Annotated in this window: 17 protein-coding genes and 1 tRNA gene; 7 read left to right on the top strand and 11 right to left on the bottom strand. The window is 65.1% G+C overall.

All coding sequences use genetic code 11. The features are described from left to right. Nucleotides 1–4 precede the first annotated feature (4 nt). Nucleotides 5–409, top strand: a complete 405-nt coding sequence (locus QFX32_02705) for a molybdenum cofactor biosynthesis protein MoaE (GenBank protein MDI9632949.1) — start codon at nt 5–7, stop codon at nt 407–409. 53 nt (nt 410–462) lie between these two features. Here the strand turns inward: QFX32_02705 and QFX32_02700 are convergent, their stop codons facing one another. Then, entirely contained in the window at nt 463–1,785 is a 1,323-nt protein-coding gene (locus QFX32_02700; GenBank protein ID MDI9632948.1) for a PEGA domain-containing protein, read from the bottom strand. A 170-nt stretch (nt 1,786–1,955) separates the two neighbouring features. Here QFX32_02700 and QFX32_02695 point away from each other — a divergent pair, with 170 nt between their 5' ends. From QFX32_02695 to QFX32_02685, 3 genes are all read left to right on the top strand, one after another. Further along, nucleotides 1,956–2,375: a phosphate-starvation-inducible PsiE family protein gene (locus QFX32_02695; GenBank protein ID MDI9632947.1), complete on the top strand. Its 420-nt coding sequence runs from the start codon at nt 1,956–1,958 to the stop codon at nt 2,373–2,375. 102 nt (nt 2,376–2,477) lie between these two features. After that, a complete protein-coding gene (locus tag QFX32_02690; GenBank protein ID MDI9632946.1) occupies nt 2,478–3,362 on the top strand; it encodes a hypothetical protein in 885 nt (294 codons plus the stop codon). 18 nt (nt 3,363–3,380) lie between these two features. Beyond that, nucleotides 3,381–3,971, top strand: coding sequence for a DUF2115 domain-containing protein (locus QFX32_02685; protein MDI9632945.1), 591 nt, complete (start codon nt 3,381–3,383; stop codon nt 3,969–3,971). A 218-nt stretch (nt 3,972–4,189) separates the two neighbouring features. Here QFX32_02685 and QFX32_02680 read toward each other — a convergent pair whose 3' ends face one another. The 10 genes from QFX32_02680 to cfbA all read right to left on the bottom strand — a co-directional run bounded on the left by QFX32_02680 (nt 4,190) and on the right by cfbA (nt 14,238). Beyond that, on the bottom strand, nt 4,190–5,971 hold the full coding sequence (locus QFX32_02680) for an MFS transporter (GenBank protein MDI9632944.1): 1,782 nt from the start codon (nt 5,969–5,971) through the stop codon (nt 4,190–4,192). A gap of 64 nt (nt 5,972–6,035) precedes the next feature. Beyond that, entirely contained in the window at nt 6,036–6,476 is a 441-nt protein-coding gene (locus QFX32_02675; GenBank protein ID MDI9632943.1) for a universal stress protein, read from the bottom strand. Nucleotides 6,477–6,611: 135 nt separating this feature from the next. Further along, nucleotides 6,612–7,331, bottom strand: coding sequence for a putative dsRNA-binding protein (locus QFX32_02670; protein MDI9632942.1), 720 nt, complete (start codon nt 7,329–7,331; stop codon nt 6,612–6,614). 197 nt (nt 7,332–7,528) lie between these two features. Then, nucleotides 7,529–8,869, bottom strand: a complete 1,341-nt coding sequence (locus tag QFX32_02665) for a PAS domain S-box protein (GenBank protein MDI9632941.1) — start codon at nt 8,867–8,869, stop codon at nt 7,529–7,531. Nucleotides 8,870–9,112: 243 nt separating this feature from the next. After that, nucleotides 9,113–9,187 (bottom strand) — tRNA-Glu (locus QFX32_02660). A 74-nt stretch (nt 9,188–9,261) separates the two neighbouring features. Next, nucleotides 9,262–10,128, bottom strand: coding sequence for a branched-chain-amino-acid transaminase (gene ilvE, locus QFX32_02655; GenBank protein ID MDI9632940.1), 867 nt, complete (start codon nt 10,126–10,128; stop codon nt 9,262–9,264). A 47-nt stretch (nt 10,129–10,175) separates the two neighbouring features. Further along, nucleotides 10,176–11,558 carry a Ni-sirohydrochlorin a,c-diamide synthase gene (gene cfbB, locus QFX32_02650; GenBank protein MDI9632939.1) on the bottom strand — a complete coding sequence of 461 codons (1,383 nt, stop codon included), beginning with the start codon at nt 11,556–11,558 and terminating at the stop codon, nt 10,176–10,178. Further along, nucleotides 11,555–12,634, bottom strand: a complete 1,080-nt coding sequence (gene cfbD / locus QFX32_02645; GenBank protein MDI9632938.1) for a Ni-sirohydrochlorin a,c-diamide reductive cyclase catalytic subunit — start codon at nt 12,632–12,634, stop codon at nt 11,555–11,557. Before cfbD ends, cfbB begins: the two co-directional genes overlap by 4 nt. After that, entirely contained in the window at nt 12,625–13,827 is a 1,203-nt protein-coding gene (cfbE, locus tag QFX32_02640) for a coenzyme F430 synthase (protein ID MDI9632937.1), read from the bottom strand. Before cfbE ends, cfbD begins: the two co-directional genes overlap by 10 nt. Before the next feature lie 9 nt (nt 13,828–13,836). Next, nucleotides 13,837–14,238, bottom strand: a complete 402-nt coding sequence (cfbA, locus tag QFX32_02635; protein ID MDI9632936.1) for a sirohydrochlorin nickelochelatase — start codon at nt 14,236–14,238, stop codon at nt 13,837–13,839. 235 nt (nt 14,239–14,473) lie between these two features. On the opposite strand from cfbA, the gene QFX32_02630 reads away from it, so the two are divergent. From QFX32_02630 to QFX32_02620, 3 genes are read left to right on the top strand one after another with little or no spacing between them, the layout of a single operon-like run. Continuing rightward, nucleotides 14,474–15,616 (top strand): methanogenesis marker 9 domain-containing protein, encoded by a 1,143-nt coding sequence (locus QFX32_02630; GenBank protein ID MDI9632935.1) that lies wholly within the window; start codon nt 14,474–14,476, stop codon nt 15,614–15,616. Next, nucleotides 15,594–16,409 (top strand): triphosphoribosyl-dephospho-CoA synthase, encoded by an 816-nt coding sequence (locus QFX32_02625; GenBank protein MDI9632934.1) that lies wholly within the window; start codon nt 15,594–15,596, stop codon nt 16,407–16,409. Before QFX32_02630 ends, QFX32_02625 begins: the two co-directional genes overlap by 23 nt. After that, nucleotides 16,397–16,975 (top strand): DUF447 family protein, encoded by a 579-nt coding sequence (locus QFX32_02620; protein MDI9632933.1) that lies wholly within the window; start codon nt 16,397–16,399, stop codon nt 16,973–16,975. Before QFX32_02625 ends, QFX32_02620 begins: the two co-directional genes overlap by 13 nt.

Genomic DNA, 16,975 nt, shown 5'->3' with positions numbered 1-16,975 from the left:
CGGCATGATAAGGATCACGCGGGAGGATTTCGACCCTGGGGAAATCATCGCCATGGCACGCGAAAAAGACGCCGGGGCAATCGTCTCGTTCCTCGGGACGGTGAGGGACGACGGGATTGACGAAATGGAGGTCGAGGCATACGAGGAGGTCGCCGAGAGGGATCTTGCGGAGATTGCCGCCGAGGCGAGGGAGAGGTTCGGGATCCTCGGAGCCCACATCATTCACAGGACCGGGCACCTGCGGGTAGGTGAGAATATCGTCATGGTCGTCACGGCTGCGCCGCACAGGAGGGAGGCGTTCCGCGCGTGCGAGTACATCATCGACCGCATCAAGGAGAGAGTGCCCATCTGGAAGAAGGAGCACACGCCGGCGGGGTCGCGGTGGGTGCAGGGCGAGCACCACGGCTGATCCGCGCGGGGCGCCTCCCGCACCCCTTACGCGCGATCCCCGCCATGTCCCCCTCAGAGGGGAGACCGGGGAGGGCGTCTCCTCCCCACCGCCAGCGCAGCCGCGAGAACGAGGGCGAATGGAGCAACCCACCCGTGCAGCGCCGCCCGCTGCTGTTGCGGTGCGAGTGCGACATCGAGGCGGGAGACCGTCCCCGGTGCATGGGTGAAAGTGAGCGTGCTGTCAATGTACCCGGGGAGCGAGAGGCGCACCTCGTGCGGACCACCCGGGAGGTCACAGACGGAGAGGGGAGTGATCCCTCGAAGTGACCCGTCGACCGTCACGAACGCACCCGAGGGCTCGGAGGTGACCTGCAGGACACTCGTATTCCCCGCGCCGTCCCGGGGCGCGAGCACTGCGTGTACCCTTGTCGTCTCACCGGGCCTCACCTGTACATCCACGGTGTAATCCGCGTACCTGTCGAGCGTGAGTTTCAGCGAGTGATTCCCCGGCGATATTCCCGTCAGATCGAGGAGATCACCGGGCTGCGTCGTGCCCCGGTACAGGCCGTCGAGGTACACGGATGCCCCGGGGGGAACCGAGTCGACGGTGACAAAACCGCTCTCCGCACCCGGGGAAGGCTCGAGTGCGAGGTCGAGGGAGGTAACCTCCCCTTTTTTCACCTCGACGAGGCCTGTCCAGTCGCGGTAGCCTGCCGCCCTCAGGAGGACGAAGTGCGTCCCTGCCGCGAGGTTCCCGACCGTGGCGGCCGTCGACCCGCGGTAGATACCGTCCACGTAGATGTCCGCGCCTCCGGGAGAGCTCTTCACCTGTATGGTGCCCACCTCAGAGAGGGGCGCGAGCGTCGCCTCGACGACGACGGTCCCCCCGTCGGGAACGTCGACGACCCCTATGTAGGGGCGGTAGCCGGAGAGGTACGCCTGCACGAGGTGGCCCCCTGCCCTCACGTCGCTGTACGTCCACGGTGCCTGCTGTCCCTTCCCGCCGTCGACCATGGTGAGGGCACCGGGCGGGCGGGACTTCACCACGATGGTCCCAAGAGATTCCGTCGGGGCGAGTTCCGCGAAGATGTAATCTCCCCTGCCCTGCGACGATCCCGGCGTGTACGTCGTCGAGAAGGAATGGTGCCCGGTCGCGGAGACCGTGACTGCGAGGGGGCCGGAGACCCCGGCGGGGAGAGGGTACACCACGGGGGTCATCCCGATGAACATGCCGTCGACGGTGACGAGCGCCCCCGCGGGTCTCGACTCGATGCGGAGGAATTCCGGTCGTGGACCTGCAGGGTCGGGTGCCCCACCCGCGGGGACGAAAAGGGCCACCGCGAGGAGGACGCTAGCGAGGAGGAGGGATGCAGCACGCATACACGGAAAGACCATGTCCTTTCCCCCACAAATAGCTGCTGCTACCCGGCGGGGAGACGAAAGGGCCAGGGCGACGTGTCGATTGGTTGCCGGAAGGTTTTTTGCCAGTAAAAAGAGCATACTAATCAGGATTTGCCCTTGGAGGCACCTATCCCCGGAGAAAAAGTGCGGGGGTCACGCGCCGCATGATAAGGAGACTGAACGAATTCGAGAAGTGGGTGTACTACGCCCTCCTCGTCCTCCTCTCGTTCGTCGTCCTCTTCTCCATCATCGAGCTCTTCTGGGAGATCGTGAAGGGCATCCTCCTCGAGACCGTGTACAGGCTCGACAACCACGAGATACTCACGATATTTGGGTTCTTCCTCCTCGTTCTGATAGGCATCGAACTCCTCGACACGATCAAGGCATACATCATCAGGAGGGAGATCCACGTCGAGATAATCGTCCTGCTTGCCATCATCGCGGTCGCGCGGAAGATAATCCTCGTCGACCCATACGGGGACGTCCACATCTCCGACCTCACGCTCTGGGGCCTCGGGGTGGTCGTCATATGCCTCGCGGGAGCATACTACCTCATCAAGAGGGCAGGGATCACCGCGAATTGAGGGGATGAGTACCGCGCCCCCGCGCCCGCACGCATGGAAGGTTATTTGCGTGCCGCCACACACACCCCTTCTCGAATGGAAGCTCGCGTGGAGATGGAGAGAATGCCCTTGAATTACGTGCACCGCCTCGTCCTCGTGCTCGCGGCGGTATCCCTCCTGTGTGTCGCACCCGTGCCCGCGCTCGTGCAGGAGACGACTTACATGGGGAAGGTGACCGCGCTCGATCCCCTCTCGCTCACCCTCACGATACGTGCCGAGTCGCAGTACGGGTGCACGTACCAGGGGAACGCGCCGGCGTGCGGGTTTGCCCCCGTCACGCCCATGCAGGTCGTCGGCGCCGTTCCCGACGAGGGTGTCTACAATACCTTCAGGCTGGACGACACGGTCGTCGCGACAATACTCGGCGGGAGCGGCGGGAGGTGGGCGGGCATCGCGCTCGTGGTCACCCCGCCGGGGAGCAGTACGCCCGTCGCGAAGGACATATTCGGCGACCCTAGGACGGTTCCCGTCCCGCTCGGCGGTGATTACAGGTTCGAGTACGCGGTGAGACCCGACTGCGGGCAGTGCACGGGCACTGTCTGCAGGGCACTCGGGGCCCAGGTGAAGCTGTGGAGCGGGGACCTCCCCGTCCTCGAGAGGTACCTCAACAGCGGGCAGTCCGCGGTCTACTCGGGGAGGAACGACGGGTCCAGGGTGAGCATCCTCTACCTCTCGGGGGAGGCAGCGGCAGACCAGTGCCCGGGAGTGTCTCCCGCGGCGGGAGTCCAACCCGTGTCCAACTTCGTCATCCACGTCACGCCCCCGCTGGGGGGATTCTCTGCGCCGAAGCAGACCGTTGCACCGGGGGTGACGGGAGAGGGCCCGGCAGGCACGGCCACTCCCGCGACCCCTGCGCAGGAGAGCACGCGGGCTGCGGGGTTCACCGTGGCGGCGGCAACGCTGGCGGCAGGGCTCGCCGCGGCCTTCCTCTTTTGGAAGGGCAGGTGAGGAGCGGTTCCGGCAGGCATGGGCAGGGGAGATTGCGGGACGATCGAGGATATCCGGCGCTCGTGTCGCAGGATATCGGCGGCAGTGACCCGCGGGGAAGCGGGAATCCTCATGGCACGCGAGATATCCTCTTTCTCGCTCTTCGACCTGCAGGTGATCATGGGGAGGGTCAGGTACGAAATCCACCGACTCCCCCGTCACTACAGGACAGTCGCCGCCCCCTACCTCCTCGGCCAGGTCGTGGATGCGCACCACCGGCTCCTCTCGATGTGCACGGCCGGCGCGTTCTCCCGGATGGGGGAACCCATCAGGGACAAGGCGGCGTTCGATGCCTACTTCGCGATGGTCCCGGAAGGCTGCCTCGCGGGCACCCCCTCGCGTGAATACCTCCCCCAGTTTCACTCCCCCCGCCACCGCCTCTTTTACTATATCCTCGCGGGGTTCACGATGTTCGTCCTCGGAGAGCCGGGCCACCCCGTGGGAACACCGTTCCCGGGCGGTCTCTCGGTCACGGAACGGGACGGGAAGTTCTACTGTCCCGTCCGGGAAAAGCACAGGGACGTCCCGTTCGCCATCTGTAACTTCTGCCCGGCGATACAGGACGGGTGACCACCCTCCACCGGTATCCCCCCGGGGGCAGCACCATTTTAAGCGCGGCATTGCCATAACGAGGTACAGTGACTGTCATGCTCAACATCGAAGGCCTGTCGTCGGAGGCCAAGGTGGGCAAGATCCTCATCCTCGTCTCCCTCGTCGTGGGTATCCTCGTTTTCCTCGTCCTCGCGGTGATCGGGGCTGCCATGTACACGGCGGGTGTCTTCTCCGCGCTAGGTGTATCGCTCCACGTGCCGCTCGCCGTCGTCGGTGTCCTCGCGGCGGTGCGGATCATCGGTCTCTTCGTGGGATTCCTCGCCCTCCTCGCCACGGAGAGGAAGGACTTCTCGCGCGCGGGGATATTCGCGATCATCGCGTGCGTCCTTCCCCCCCTCGACATCGTGATGCTCATTGGCGGCATCTTCTGCCTCGTCTCGCGCGAGGCAAACAGGGGGCGGGGCGAGGGACCGGCGGGGAGCCAGGGCATCACGGAGATCTGATTCGCGGACCGCCGGGTCGACGGCCCGGCAGCCGAGAACCCTTTTCCCTGCGCCTATTCCCGCGAGGAGGACCCCTGCCACGCATAGGGCCGCGCTCCCGAAGAGTACCTTTTGGACCGAGGAGGTGACCTGCGGGGAGAGGAGTGCAGAGTGGATAAGGGAAACGCCGTCCTTTCCCGCGGCGTCGAGGGAGAGGAGGAGCGCGGAGGACGAGACCCCCGCGATCGTGCCGAGGTTCTTCATGGTGGCGCTCACGCTCGAGGCGAGCGACGCCCTCCGCGGAGGCAGGGACCGCATGATCTCGGATGAGTTCGGGGCGAGGAAGAGGGAGATCCCGAGCGCGAGCAGGGCGAGGAGGGCAACGATCACGCGGACGTCCCTCCCCGCGACCGCGAGCCCGAGGAGGAAAAACGAAATCCCGGCGACAGCAATCCCCCACGCGGGCAGGCACCTCGCGTTCCACCTGTCGTAGACGAGTCCCGCGGCAGGCGCACCAAAAGTGATGACGGTCGGGACGACGAGGAACACGAGGCCGACCCCGAGGGGGTCCAGCCCTACTGCCCCTTCAAGGTAGAACGGCCCGACGAGGTAGAGCATGGAGAACGCCATGGAGACGCAGAACAGCTGGAGATTCGGGACGAGGAATCCCGTCTCCCTGAAAAGGGAGAGGGTGACGAGGGGGGCGGGGCTCCTCCTCTGCGCGATGCAAAGGCTGACGAGGGAGGCGAGGGAGAGGCACAGGAGGATGATTGCGGCGGGCGAAAGGGAACGCTGCACTGAGATATCGGCGAGGGCGAGACTGAAGAACGCGATCGACGCGATAATCCCGGCCGCACCCCCCCAGTCCATCGCGACAGTCCCCCGGGGTACCTTTTCCCGCCGGACGAGGAAGAGGGCGAGAACGGTGCCCGCCGTTCCTATCGGGACATTGATCAGGAAGATGTACTGCCAGCCAAGGCAGCTCGTCACGAGTCCCGCGAGCACGGGTGCCACGATCGCTGCCGCGGCGGTCGTCGTCCCGACGAGTCCCATCACCCTGCCCTCCTTCCCCGGCTCGGAGGTCCCGTAGAGGATCGCGGCGGAGACCGAGAAGATCATCGCCGAGCCGGATGCCTGGAGGACGCGGGAGAAGACGAGTTCCCAGAGGTTCGCGGAGAGCCCGCACGCGAGCGAGGAGACCGTGAAGAGGAGGAGGCCCGAGAAAAAGAGCCTCCCCTTCCCCGTGAATTCCGATACCCTCCCGAAGACGAGGAGGAGGCTCGTCTCGGTGACGAGGTACGCGGAGAAGACCCACTGCGAGAGGGCGACGTCCACGGAGAATGCCCTCGTCATGGTCGGCAGGGCTATCCCGACCGCGATACCGTCGATCGCGGCCATCGCCACTGCAGCCATGACGACGGCGCGGATCAGTGCACGGCGGGCCAGCTGGATACTCCCCCCGGATCCTGTCCCCCCTTTCGTGACCGGTTGCGGGGGGTAATCCCCGGGGTTGTCGCAGAGTCCTATTTCCCCCACGTTCCCACACGACCCGGCGCCGAGAAACCCCCGGGGTCCCGGGGGCCCGCAGCGAGGGATTGTATCAGTCCGGGTGTCGCTTCTGCCCGGGCTTGACGACCATTGTCGTCACGGGGCAGTGCGTGACCACGAAGGACGAGACACTCCCGGATATCATCCGCTTTATCTGGCTCTTTCCCACGGACCCGAGGATGACGAGCTCGGCGCCGATGTCGATCGCGCAATCCACGATCTTGTCACCCGGGTGGCCGACGAGCAGGTGGGCGACGGCCTCGACGCCACGGGCTTCCACCTCTGCCTTCACCGAGGAGAGGAGCGTGGCCGCCTCCTCCTCCTCGTCGCTCACCGAGATGTCAGCAGCAGGATCGGTGTCTCCCCACTCCCTCTGGACCACGTGCACGATGTGCAGTTCTGCCTTCCTGCAGAGGGCCTCCTCGATCGCGGCGTGGATGACGCTGTAGGTGAGGATCGACCCGTCGACGGCAGCAAGGATCCTGCGTGTCACAGCCCCTCCCTCCCCCGGAAAGCGGGCAAACGATCCGGGCGTTTCCGGCCGGTCCATGCACGTCTGAGTAAGAACCAAGGGGAGATAGTTCTTTGGGAGAACCCCCGCGGCGGGGGGATTGCGGGTGATGGGCCTTCACCCGATCCCGAGTGCCCTGAGCGCCTCTCGCGCGGCGTTCTGGGTCGCTTCCATCTTCGAGCGTCCCGTCCCCTGGCCAAGGGGAGTACCATCGAGGAGGACCCTGTAGGTGAAGACCGGCGCGTGGTCCGGCCCCTCTTTTTTCACGAGCTCGTACACGGGAAGCTTGCGGTACGTTTTCTGGAGGTGCTCCTGCAGCCTCTTCTTGTAGTTTGCGAAGGGAGTGAAGGTATCGAGCGTGTCGCCGAGCAGGCCGAGGAGGAGAGCCCGCGTCTCCTCGAATCCCGCCGCGAGGAAGTACGCGCCGAGGAACGCCTCGAACGCGGATGCAACGATACTCCCCGTCAGCTCCTGGTTCGGGCCGAGCCTCACGAGATGCGGGAACTCGTCGCCGAGTGCCGCGACGACGGCAGAGAGGTGGGCATTCTTCACGAACTCCATCCTCTCCGCCATCTCGCCCACGGACCCGGCGGAATTACGGAATATCCGCTCGGCCACGACGAGGTTGAGGACCCTGTCCCCGAGGAACTCGAGTGCCTCGTAGTCATCGGTCCCCCGATCGCCGGGCGGCCGGCCCTTCGCAAACGACCGGTGCGTGAACGCGGCGACGAACCGGGCCATCTCGCCCGGTGACCGGCCGGCGGGATCGATCCCGTGGCGCAGGAGGAATTGTTTCAGCCTCTCCTCGTAGTCAGCCGTGGTCTCTCCCAATGCCATCCCCCCCGGGATCCCCCCGGGGGCTGCCCCCGGTGGGATTGTCCACGACCATGTCCCGCGGGATCCTGCCCCCGATCCCCGCCTTTCCCAGACTGAAATCTCTCCCCCGCATGATCTTTCCTCCATCCTCTCCGCGCAACGCATGGATGTTCCATCTCTCTTCGCTCGCACGTGCGAAAAGGATACGTTCCCAGAGATTATTTTTCAGGGAACCGGTAGGAACCCTGCGGGATGACGAGCTCGAAGACCGCCCCTTTCCCCGGCGTCCCGGTCTCCCTTATCCGTATGCCCGTGATCGCGAGAATCTCGCGGGACAAAAACAGGCCGAAGCCCGAGTGCTGGTAGTACTCCCTGTTGAATATCGCGGTCTTCTTGTCCTCCGGGACACCCCTGCCATCGTCGCAGCACCGGACGACGAGGTCATTTCCTACCCTCTCGGCGGAAAACCAGATCCTCGTCACGTTCCCCCCGTGCCGCAGGGAGTTTTCCACGAGGTTGTAGAAGACCTTCTCGATGAGGGGATCGGCGTAGACCTGGATGTCCGGGAGGTTGGCCTCGACCCTCACGCCCTTCTGCTCGGCGTGCGCCCTCTGCTTCCCGATGAGGTCGTGGAGCGAGAACCAGCCGGGAGACCGGACGCCCACGTCCTGGTAATCGCGCGTGAATTCCACCTGCCGCCTTATCATCAACGCGGCCCTCGTCGCGGAATCGATGTAACCCTCCGTTTCCCTGCCTGTCGCCGTCTCCCTCGCGAGTTCGAGGTACCCGAGCAGCGCGGTCAGGGTGTTGAGGATGTCGTGCCGGGTGATGCTGTTGAGGAGGTTGAGCTTCCTGTTCGCGAGGGAGATAGCCTCTTCTGCGCGCTTCTTCTCGGTAATGTCCTGGAATGTGACCATCCCCGAGCGCGCGTCGATGGATCCCGCGGAGAGCGAGACGATCCGTGTCGTCCCGTCCGCGTGCCGGACTTCCGTCTCCCGGTGGTGGATCAACTCTCCCTTCCCGGAGAGGATGGCATCCGTGATACCAGGGTCCGGGAACACGTCCGGGATACCCATGCGGGAGAGTTCACCGAGGGGATACCCGAGGATCCTCGATGCCTCGGGGTTTGCCTCCACGATCGACCCGCCCGGCTTTTCCCAGACGAGGATTCCCGACTCCGAGTTGTAAAAGATCCCCTGGTACCTCGCCTTCTCCCTCGTGATCTTCTCGGAGAGGAAAGTGACGATTGCCGCGATCAGGAGGAAGAAGAGGACCCTGACAATTCCCGGGTACAGGGCCTCCAGCGTGGGAAAGAACGAGACGAGGGCCGCGAGGTACACCGCGGAGAGGCCGAGCGAGAAGACGAGCCCCCTCCTCTGGTAGTAGTAGCAAGAGAGGATGATGGGGATGTAGTAGGCGTTCTGGAATATCGCCGTGAACCCGAGGGAGAGGGAGAGGAGGGTGAACGCGAACACGAGTACCGAGGAGAGGGCGACGAGGAGGAGGGGAAACACCGGGATCTTGCCGGGGAGATGCTGAAATGGCCGCGGAAGATGCATGGGACTGAATCGTCTCCTCCATTACGTCTCACGGATGCTGTATATATCTTTTGCGTGCGAATCTCTCACGATAAGAGTCATTTTGCGGAAAGAATGGATAATAATCCGCGGGAGGGAGTGCAATCACAAGACGCCGTTTCCGGGAGGTCCGGTTGCATCCTGCGACCACCCGATGGGATAGCACGCGGGAAAACCCGATGGAGAAGCATTTTGGACACGCGAAATTGCGCGTGCGAATCCCGATGCTGCTATGGGGATTTGAACCCCAGTCGCCGGCGTGAAAGGCCGGCATGATTGGCCGGACTACACCATAGCAGCAATCGACCCTAGATTATTCGCACCACAGATAAAAAAGGGTTATGGAGAGGGAATCGGCCGCGCGTGGCAGGATTTCAATAGACGGGTGTCCCTTCCCTCTCCGTGGCAGCGCGGAAAGCCGCCATCAGCTGGCGGGTCACGGGCCCGGGACGGCCCGACCCGATGTCACGGCCGTCCACGTGGACGATGGGCGCGACCTCCGCGGCGGTGCCCGTCACGAAGACTTCGTCGGCGGTGTAGAGGTCGTAGTGGCCGAGGGGCGTCTCGACGACGGGAATCCCGAGGCCCCTCGCGAGCTCGAGCACGACGAGGCGCGTTATCCCGCGGAGGTTGTTCAGCGTCGGGGGGGTGTAAATCGTCCCGTTCTTCACGACGAATATGTTGTCCCCGGATCCCTCGGAGATGTGTCCCTCCATGTCGAACATGATCGCCTCGTCGCCGCCCTTGCAGTTCGCTTCAATTTTCGCGAGGATGTTGTTGAGGTAGTTGAGGGACTTGATATTTGGCGGGAGGCTGCAGACCGGGTTCCTCCGGACGGACACGGTGACTGCACGCAGGCCCTTCTCGTAGAGGTCGCCGTACATCGCGCCCCACTCCGTCGCGATGATGATAACGGTCGGCCGCGGGCACTTCGTCGGGCAGAGCCCGAGATCGCCAACCCCCCGCGTGACGATCGGTCGGATGTACGCGTCCTTCAGGTTGTTCTTCCTCACGGTCTCGATGATGGCTGCGGTCATCTCCTCCTTCGTCATCGGGATCCGGAGGTCGATCGCCTTCGCCGAGTCGTACAGCCTGTCGATGTGCTCGGGGAGCCGGAAAATGCGCCCGTTGTACATGCGGATCCCCTCGAAGACACCATCGCCGTAGAGGAGACCGTGGTCGAAGACGGAGATCTTCGCCTCCTCCTTGGGGTACATCCTGCCGTCAATGTACACGAACATGCAAGCATAGAATGTTCCCTCATAGTATTTTTTAGCTGCTGATTGGATCAGGCGTCCCCGCCGTTCCTGCAGGCCGCGACGAACCTGCGGAACATGGACCGGCTCGCGACGGGGTGGAGGTGCGTGTAGCTCCCGATGGTCCGCCCGCAGACTGCCCCGTCGAGACCGTCGCGGATCCCCCGGCCACGCGAGAGCCTGTAGGCGTAACGTGTGCCTTCCGGGAGAACCACCTCGGAGTAGTGGAACTCGTGCCCCCTGAACCGGGCGGTTCCCATGGGGTTTTCCCCGTTGCTCTCCCCCTCGACGTACGAGACGACACGCCGGGATGGCATGAGGGTCTTTCCGGGAAAGACACCGCAGAGCGGATACCTCGTCTCTTCCCCATGGCCCTCCCACCCCTTCGCGATCACGAGCTCGCGGGTCAGGTACATGAGCCCGCCGCACTCGGCGTAGATGGGAACCCCCTCCCGAGCAGCGTGCCGGAGGGATTCGCGCACCGCATCGTTGCCGGAGAGTGCGGCCGCGTGCAACTCGGGGTATCCACCCCCGATGATGTAGCCGTCCGCGTCGGGGAGGATACCCCCGGCGGGGGAGAAGAACCTCACTTCTGCACCCATCGCCGCGAGGACGTCAAAGAGGTCCGCGTAGTAGAAGTTGAAGACGTGGTCGTACGCGACGCCGATTCTCACGTCGCGGTCCGCCGCGGGGGAGAAGCACGACGTGTCCGCGGGAGGTGGCGTAATATCGCGCGCCGCGGAGACGACCGCCGCGAGGTCCACGGAACGCCCGATCTCTTCCGTGATCCTCCCGATCCTCTCCCGGAATTCCCGGGTGTCCCCGCACTCCCTGAAGGGGACGAGCCCGAGGTGGCGCATGCCGAGGGAGAGTTCCGGGAGACGCGGCACCGTCCCGAGCACCGGCACCCCGCAGTAGTGCTCGATCGCGCTGCAGGCCTTCTCCGCGTGCGACTCTCCCGAGACGTTGTTCAGGATGACCCCCGCGATCGCGATCTCCGGGTCGAAGGACTGGAACCCCTTCACGAGGGCTGCAGCGCTCCGCGTGATGCTCCGCGCGTTCACCACGAGGACGACGGGGAGACCGAGGATACGCGCGACAGACGCGCTGCTCCCCGCGTCGCCGAGGGACTCGGCACCCTCGAAGAGGCCCCGCACGCCCTCGACGATGGCGATGTCGGCACCGCGGCAGCCGTTCGCGTAGACGGAGAGGATCTGGCCGCGCGTCATCACGAACGAGTCGAGGTTACGGCACGGCCGTCCCGTCGCAGCGGAGAGGTACGAGGGATCGATGTAGTCCATCCCGACCTTGAATGCCTGGACGGCCATCGTGCGGGAGAGGATCGACGCGATGGCGAGCGTGATGCTGGTCTTCCCGCTCCCGGAGCGATCGCCCGCGATCATCAGCGCCTTCATGCGAGGCTCCTTACCACGGCGCCGAACTCGCTCTCCACAATCCTCCTCGCGCCGAGTGTCCGCGGGTGGAGGTCGATCTCGACCACGACGAACCGGTGACCCTGTTTCCGGAGGGGCTCGACCTGCCGGGGGCCGTTCGTGACCGAGATGCACTCGATGCCCTCGAGGGCCTCCGGCGGGATCGCGTGCGGGACCCCGACGATCAGCGCGAAGTCCGGGGAGACTGCCCGTATCTTCTCCCCGAGGAGATCCCCCAGCGCACCGTACTCGTCGAGCGCGCCGGTGGGGGTGAGTTCAAGTCCCCTCTCCTCGAGTTCGGTCCTGATCCGGCGGGCATCCTCCCGCACCTTGGGCAGCCCCCTCTCCTCGAGGTTCGCGATGTACGTGATGTCCGCGCCGGGCCGTGACTCGTGGAGGGCGAGCAGCATGTCCGCGAACATGTAGGCAGTCTCCTTCTTCGCGTTCATGACGGCAACCCCCCGCTTCCCGGATCCCGCGAGCGAGAGGAGCCTTTCCGCGGCGAGGTGCTTGAGGTCACCCCTCGAAGGCTCTATGTAGGGTTTCGATGCCGCACCCCTCAGCCGCTCGACCTCGTTTGCCTTCGCGAGCAGGGCCTTCTGCCGCTCGAGCTCCTCGCGGGTGATCCACCCTATCTCCGCGGCAGGCTCGAGCGTCGCGATCACCCCGGAGATGTTCTCCGGGAAGCCGGCGTGGATCTCGACGGGTATCGTCGGGGTCGAGATACCCGAGTTCCTTATTGCGGCCTCGAGGTCCTCGCCGATGATCATGGAGACGCACGTCCCGATCACTGCCATCCGGCGCGGGGCAAACGTCTCCTCGGCGTGCACGAGGACCGCCTCGAGGGACTGCTGGCCGCCGAATATGAATTCCTGATCGGAGAGCGAGGTCGTGAGGACCCTCATCCCGTCCTCCTCGAGCAGCCTCGCGTGCTTGAAAGAGCAGCCCGATGGGCCGTGGAGGATCGAGACATCGACACCGAGGTCCCGCGCCGTGTAGAGCGCGGCAACGATGGAGCTCGGTCTCGGCTGCACGTACCTTGGGAACTTCACCGCCATGTCTTCACCGCGAGGACGACGATGCTCCCGGCCGGTGACTGCATCGCGATCTCCCTCCCCTCCGCGAGCGTCCCTGCCACCCGTACGCCTCCCCTCGCGTGGAGAGCGACGGTGGACGGGTCGTAGTCACCGACGAGGACGATCCTGTCGGGCGATTCTTCCCGCGCGACCGAGGCGATCTCGCCGGGGGGGAACCCCTCGCAGATCGCGCCCCTCTCCTTTCCTATTACGAGGGTGAGGGGGGCATCCTTCCCGCCTATCGCCCGCGCGATCGAGATCGCGTCCCTCGCGGTCTTCCCGCACGTCCCGGAGTTGGAGTCGTCCACCACGAGGAGATCCCCTTCCCGGGAGACGACTTTCCTCCCCTCGAGGGGAGAAAAATCCGAGAGGGGCGAGGGATCGATCCCGAGGATGCAGGCCGCGGCGGTCGCGAGGAGGAGGGGTTCGCAGTAGGCCCCGGTCCCGAGGAGGGGGTTCTCGTACGACCCCTCTATTCCCTCCCACGAGTAGCGACACGTTCGTCCACTGGCGGTCGCGATCCTGTTCGCGGGGACACGGTTCCAGGCCTCCCCGGTTCCCGGTGGCGTCACGACGGCGGGGAGCGCGTCACCCGACCTCAGCTTCTCGGTGAGCGCGTCCCTCTTGCCGCCGGCAAACCGGTATGTCTCTCCAGACGTGAGGATGCCGAGCCTCCCTAGGCCGATGAACCCTAGCGAGATCTCGGCGACGAGCCACCTGTCCTGCGAGCGCGCGAGGAGGGCAGGCCCGATCAGGGCTGCCGGCGTGATTCCCCCCCGCCCAACCACCTGTCCTTCCGGGAGGAGGACTGTCCCGCGGGACGTGTGGAGGATCCCGGGACCTCGGAGGACGTGCGCGAGCGCGCACGCGGTCGTCGTCTTCCCCCGCGCACCCGTCACCTCGACGAGCAGGGGCGGGGCATCCTTCCCGAGGATCCACCTCACGGCCTGGTGGTGGGAGATGACGGGGGCGTGGAGATCCCGCAGGAGGGGGTGCGACGGGTCGAGGTGGACGGGTGCGACGACGAGGTCGTATTCCCCGCGCAGGGCAATGGAGGGACTTATGCCCTCCTGTCCCCTGTAGACGTCCACCATGTCGACGGCATGCCCCCTCTCCGCGAGGGCTTGCGCGATCTCCTTTCCGCCGTGGATGGTGTCGAGGACGAGGACGCGCATGGGACGACGTCAGAGGGTCGAGAGCGCCCTCTCGGCGTTCCTGATCATCAGGTCCGCGAGGAGGGGGTCGCTCCCGATGGGCTCGGCGTACACGAGGGGGATGGTCTTCCCGTTCAGGGCGAACTCCCCCCTTGATTGGCCTTTCTTTAGCCCGAGCTCGGCGGGGATATCCTCAAGGATGTGCACCCCCCTCGCGAGGAAGAGCGGGACCACCACGAGGGCATCGATCTCGTCGTGCCGGAACTCCTCGAGGGCGTCCTTTATCGTCGGGGTATCGATATTCATGAACCCGCACCTCGTGATGTAGTCCGGTCGCCTCTCCCTTATCAGGCGGGCCGTTGCCTCCACGAGCTCCTTGTTGTAGGGGAGCTTACTCCCGTGCCCGACCAGTAAAAGTCCTTTTTTACCCATGTACCGTAGTGTATTACAACCATCGGTAAAATTGTTGCCGATTTAAGACAACGGATCCCCGGGAGTAACACTTGGGCCCGGCCCGCCTCCGTGTCCGGGGGGTGGGAACGTGTCCCGCACGGAGTGGCGCACGCGTGCACGGGGGAGACTCCCGATAGTCCACCTTTATATGGGAGGAGATCGAATTTATAAGAACTTCGTGTACAGCACGGTTCCCGTGACGGACGGCCTCCCGATGGATTCCACGCGCAGTCACCAAAGGTACGACCTCCTCGTCAATGGACGGGCGATCAAGTCCCCCCTCGCGCTCTCCGCGATGGCCGGCACCGTGAACGCCGAGTATGCCCTCGCCCGGGCGTCCCACGTCGGGCTCGCGTTCCTCGGGGGATTCTCCATCGACGGTCCCACGATGGCGGCGAGCAGGGAGATGGAACGCACGGGCAGGAAGGAATTCCTGTACGATGACCCCGTCGAGGAACTCTCGCGCCAGGTACGGCAGATGGAGGGCTCGGACGTCGTGTGCGGCCTGAACCTCCGCGGGAGCACCCCCGGGGCCTTCGCGGAGGTGGCGTCGCAGATCGGTGACGGGGTCGTGTACGAGATCGATGCCCACTGCAGGCAGGGACCCATGGTGGAGGCACGCTCGGGGGAGTACCTCCTCCTGCACCCCGACCTCCTCGAAGAGGAGATACGCGCGCTGAAGCGGGAGGACGTCTGCGTCTCCGTGAAGATACGGGCGGGCGTGAGCGCGGACGACCGCCTCCTCGCGCGGAAGATATGGCGGGCCGGGGCCGACATCATCCACGTCGACCTGATGGACTTTGGCTACCAGAAGATCCGGCAGATCCGGAATTCGTGCCCCCTCGTCCTCATCGCGAACAATTCCATGCACACCTTCGACCGGGTGAGGGAGATGTTCTCCCACGGCGCCGATCTCGTCTCGCTCGCGAGGAAGGCGGACATCCGGACACTCGCGGGGCTCGATGCCGCGATCGCCCGCCACGCGGACGAGCACGGGTGGTACAACGCGCCCAAGCAGCTCTGCCGCGGCGGGGATGTCCGGGCCCTCACGTTCTGCTGCATGCCGGTCAAGAACTGTCCCCTCCTGCCCATGCTCGAGAAGATCGGCCTCTCGCGGGAGGAGTACATGTCATTCAAGATGGAAGCGGTCGCGGGGACTCCCCTCGAGCCCGGGGCGCAGACATGTTTTGGGAGTCTCGCGTGGTGCTGCAAGGACTCTTCACCGTGCATGTTCCGCGACATGACCCTCTCCCAGTGCGGGCTCTCGCGCCAGGAGTACATGAGGCTGAAGAAACAGCTCGCTGATAAGATCCTGCACTACCTATTCTTCCAACATGGGGAACCTCACACGCGCTGAACGGGCTCAGCTCGCGATGGTCCTCGAGGTCGCCGCGTTCCCTAAGCCGGGCAACGTGGACCGCTGCCACGACTTCCCCGGGACCCGGCTCGAACACTTCCTCGCCTCTGCCATCATGTCGGGACCGGTGTTCCGGGCCGCGGAGACAGGGGGGAGGGGAATCGGGAGCCTCATCCACGAGGCCGTGGAGCGGACCGGCGGGCACTCCGGGGGGAACACGCACTTTGGTGCATTCATCCTCCTCGTCCCTCTCGTGGCGGGGGACGGGATAGAGGGTGCGCGGAGACTCGTCCGGGAAACGACGGTCGAGGACGCCGTGGAATTCTACAGGGCATTCGGGAAGACGTCCGTCCGCGTCATCCCTGGGCACGAGCTCGACGTGAACGACCCCTCGTCCATCCTCGAGATCCAGAGGAGGCGCATGACCCTCTACGACCTGATGCTCTTCTCCGCGCCCCGGGACATGGTCGCCCGGGAGTGGGTCTCCGGTTTCCAGGTGACGAGGAGGGGGGCGGACCTCCTCCACTCCGCGGGGTGCGGGAGGCAGGGGATCGTCAGTGCCTACCTCTCCCTCCTCGCGCTCGAGCCCGACACTTTCGTCATCAAGAAGCACGGGAGGGAAGTCGCCGCGCGGGTCATGGAGATGGCGCGCCAGGTCCTCGAGGGCACGCGGGACCTCCAGTCATTCGACCAGGAGTGCATCGAGAAGGGGATCAATCCCGGCTCGACGGCGGACATCGTCATCGCGTCGATCTACACCGCGCTCGGGGAAGGGTGGGAATGGGACTGCTAGGGGAGGGCATCAACGAGGTCATCGCGACGACGAGGGACAATGCCGCGCCGATGGGGATCATCCTGCGCGGCGGCAGGTACTCGATGGTCGTGTACCGCGGGAGCCATACCCACGACAACCTGGGCCGGCACCGGTGGATCGTCGCGAACATCGTCCACGACCCTGTCCTTTACGTCCGGACGGCGTTCTCGGACCCGCAACCCGGGGAACTCTGCGAGGAGAAGGCGGGAGACACGGTCGTCCAGAGACTCCGCGCGGCGGAGGCTTGGGTCGCGTTCCGCGTTTCCGAGGCGAGGGAGACGGCCGACGCGCTCGTCGCCGTCCTCGAGCCCATGAGGGAGGAGGTCGTCACGCCCCGCGTCCACCCCGTGAACAGGGGTTTTTCGAGCGTCATCGAGGCGACGATCCATGCGACGCGCTACGTCCGGCAGAAAGACGAGGAGATCGCGCGGCTCATCGTGCACCACGCGGGAATCGTGCACAAGTGTGGCGGCCCGAGGGAGGAGGAAGCGCTCTCGCTCCTGCGACACTACCTCCTCGAGAAGACGGGGTTCCCGGTACCTTAG

The organism is Methanolinea sp. (assembly GCA_030055515.1).
In the GTDB taxonomy this organism is placed as follows: Archaea; Halobacteriota; Methanomicrobia; order Methanomicrobiales; family Methanospirillaceae; genus Methanolinea_A.
This window is presented reverse-complemented; position numbering and strand designations above follow the sequence as displayed.

Excerpts from the sequence above, each read along its gene's own strand:
- QFX32_02705 (MDI9632949.1), top strand. The coding sequence starts at position 5 with ATGATAAGGATCACGCGGGAGGATTTCGACCCTGGGGAAATCATCGCC.
- QFX32_02700 (MDI9632948.1), bottom strand. The coding sequence starts at position 1,785 with ATGGTCTTTCCGTGTATGCGTGCTGCATCCCTCCTCCTCGCTAGCGTC.
- QFX32_02695 (MDI9632947.1), top strand. The coding sequence starts at position 1,956 with ATGATAAGGAGACTGAACGAATTCGAGAAGTGGGTGTACTACGCCCTC.
- QFX32_02690 (MDI9632946.1), top strand. The coding sequence starts at position 2,478 with ATGCCCTTGAATTACGTGCACCGCCTCGTCCTCGTGCTCGCGGCGGTA.
- QFX32_02685 (MDI9632945.1), top strand. The coding sequence starts at position 3,381 with ATGGGCAGGGGAGATTGCGGGACGATCGAGGATATCCGGCGCTCGTGT.
- QFX32_02670 (MDI9632942.1), bottom strand. The coding sequence starts at position 7,331 with ATGGCATTGGGAGAGACCACGGCTGACTACGAGGAGAGGCTGAAACAA.
- QFX32_02665 (MDI9632941.1), bottom strand. The coding sequence starts at position 8,869 with ATGCATCTTCCGCGGCCATTTCAGCATCTCCCCGGCAAGATCCCGGTG.
- ilvE (MDI9632940.1), bottom strand. The coding sequence starts at position 10,128 with ATGTTCGTGTACATTGACGGCAGGATGTACCCCAAGGAGGAGGCGAAG.
- cfbB (MDI9632939.1), bottom strand. The coding sequence starts at position 11,558 with ATGAAGGCGCTGATGATCGCGGGCGATCGCTCCGGGAGCGGGAAGACC.
- cfbD (MDI9632938.1), bottom strand. The coding sequence starts at position 12,634 with ATGGCGGTGAAGTTCCCAAGGTACGTGCAGCCGAGACCGAGCTCCATC.
- cfbE (MDI9632937.1), bottom strand. The coding sequence starts at position 13,827 with ATGCGCGTCCTCGTCCTCGACACCATCCACGGCGGAAAGGAGATCGCG.
- cfbA (MDI9632936.1), bottom strand. The coding sequence starts at position 14,238 with ATGGGTAAAAAAGGACTTTTACTGGTCGGGCACGGGAGTAAGCTCCCC.
- QFX32_02630 (MDI9632935.1), top strand. The coding sequence starts at position 14,474 with ATGGATTCCACGCGCAGTCACCAAAGGTACGACCTCCTCGTCAATGGA.
- QFX32_02625 (MDI9632934.1), top strand. The coding sequence starts at position 15,594 with ATGGGGAACCTCACACGCGCTGAACGGGCTCAGCTCGCGATGGTCCTC.
- QFX32_02620 (MDI9632933.1), top strand. The coding sequence starts at position 16,397 with ATGGGACTGCTAGGGGAGGGCATCAACGAGGTCATCGCGACGACGAGG.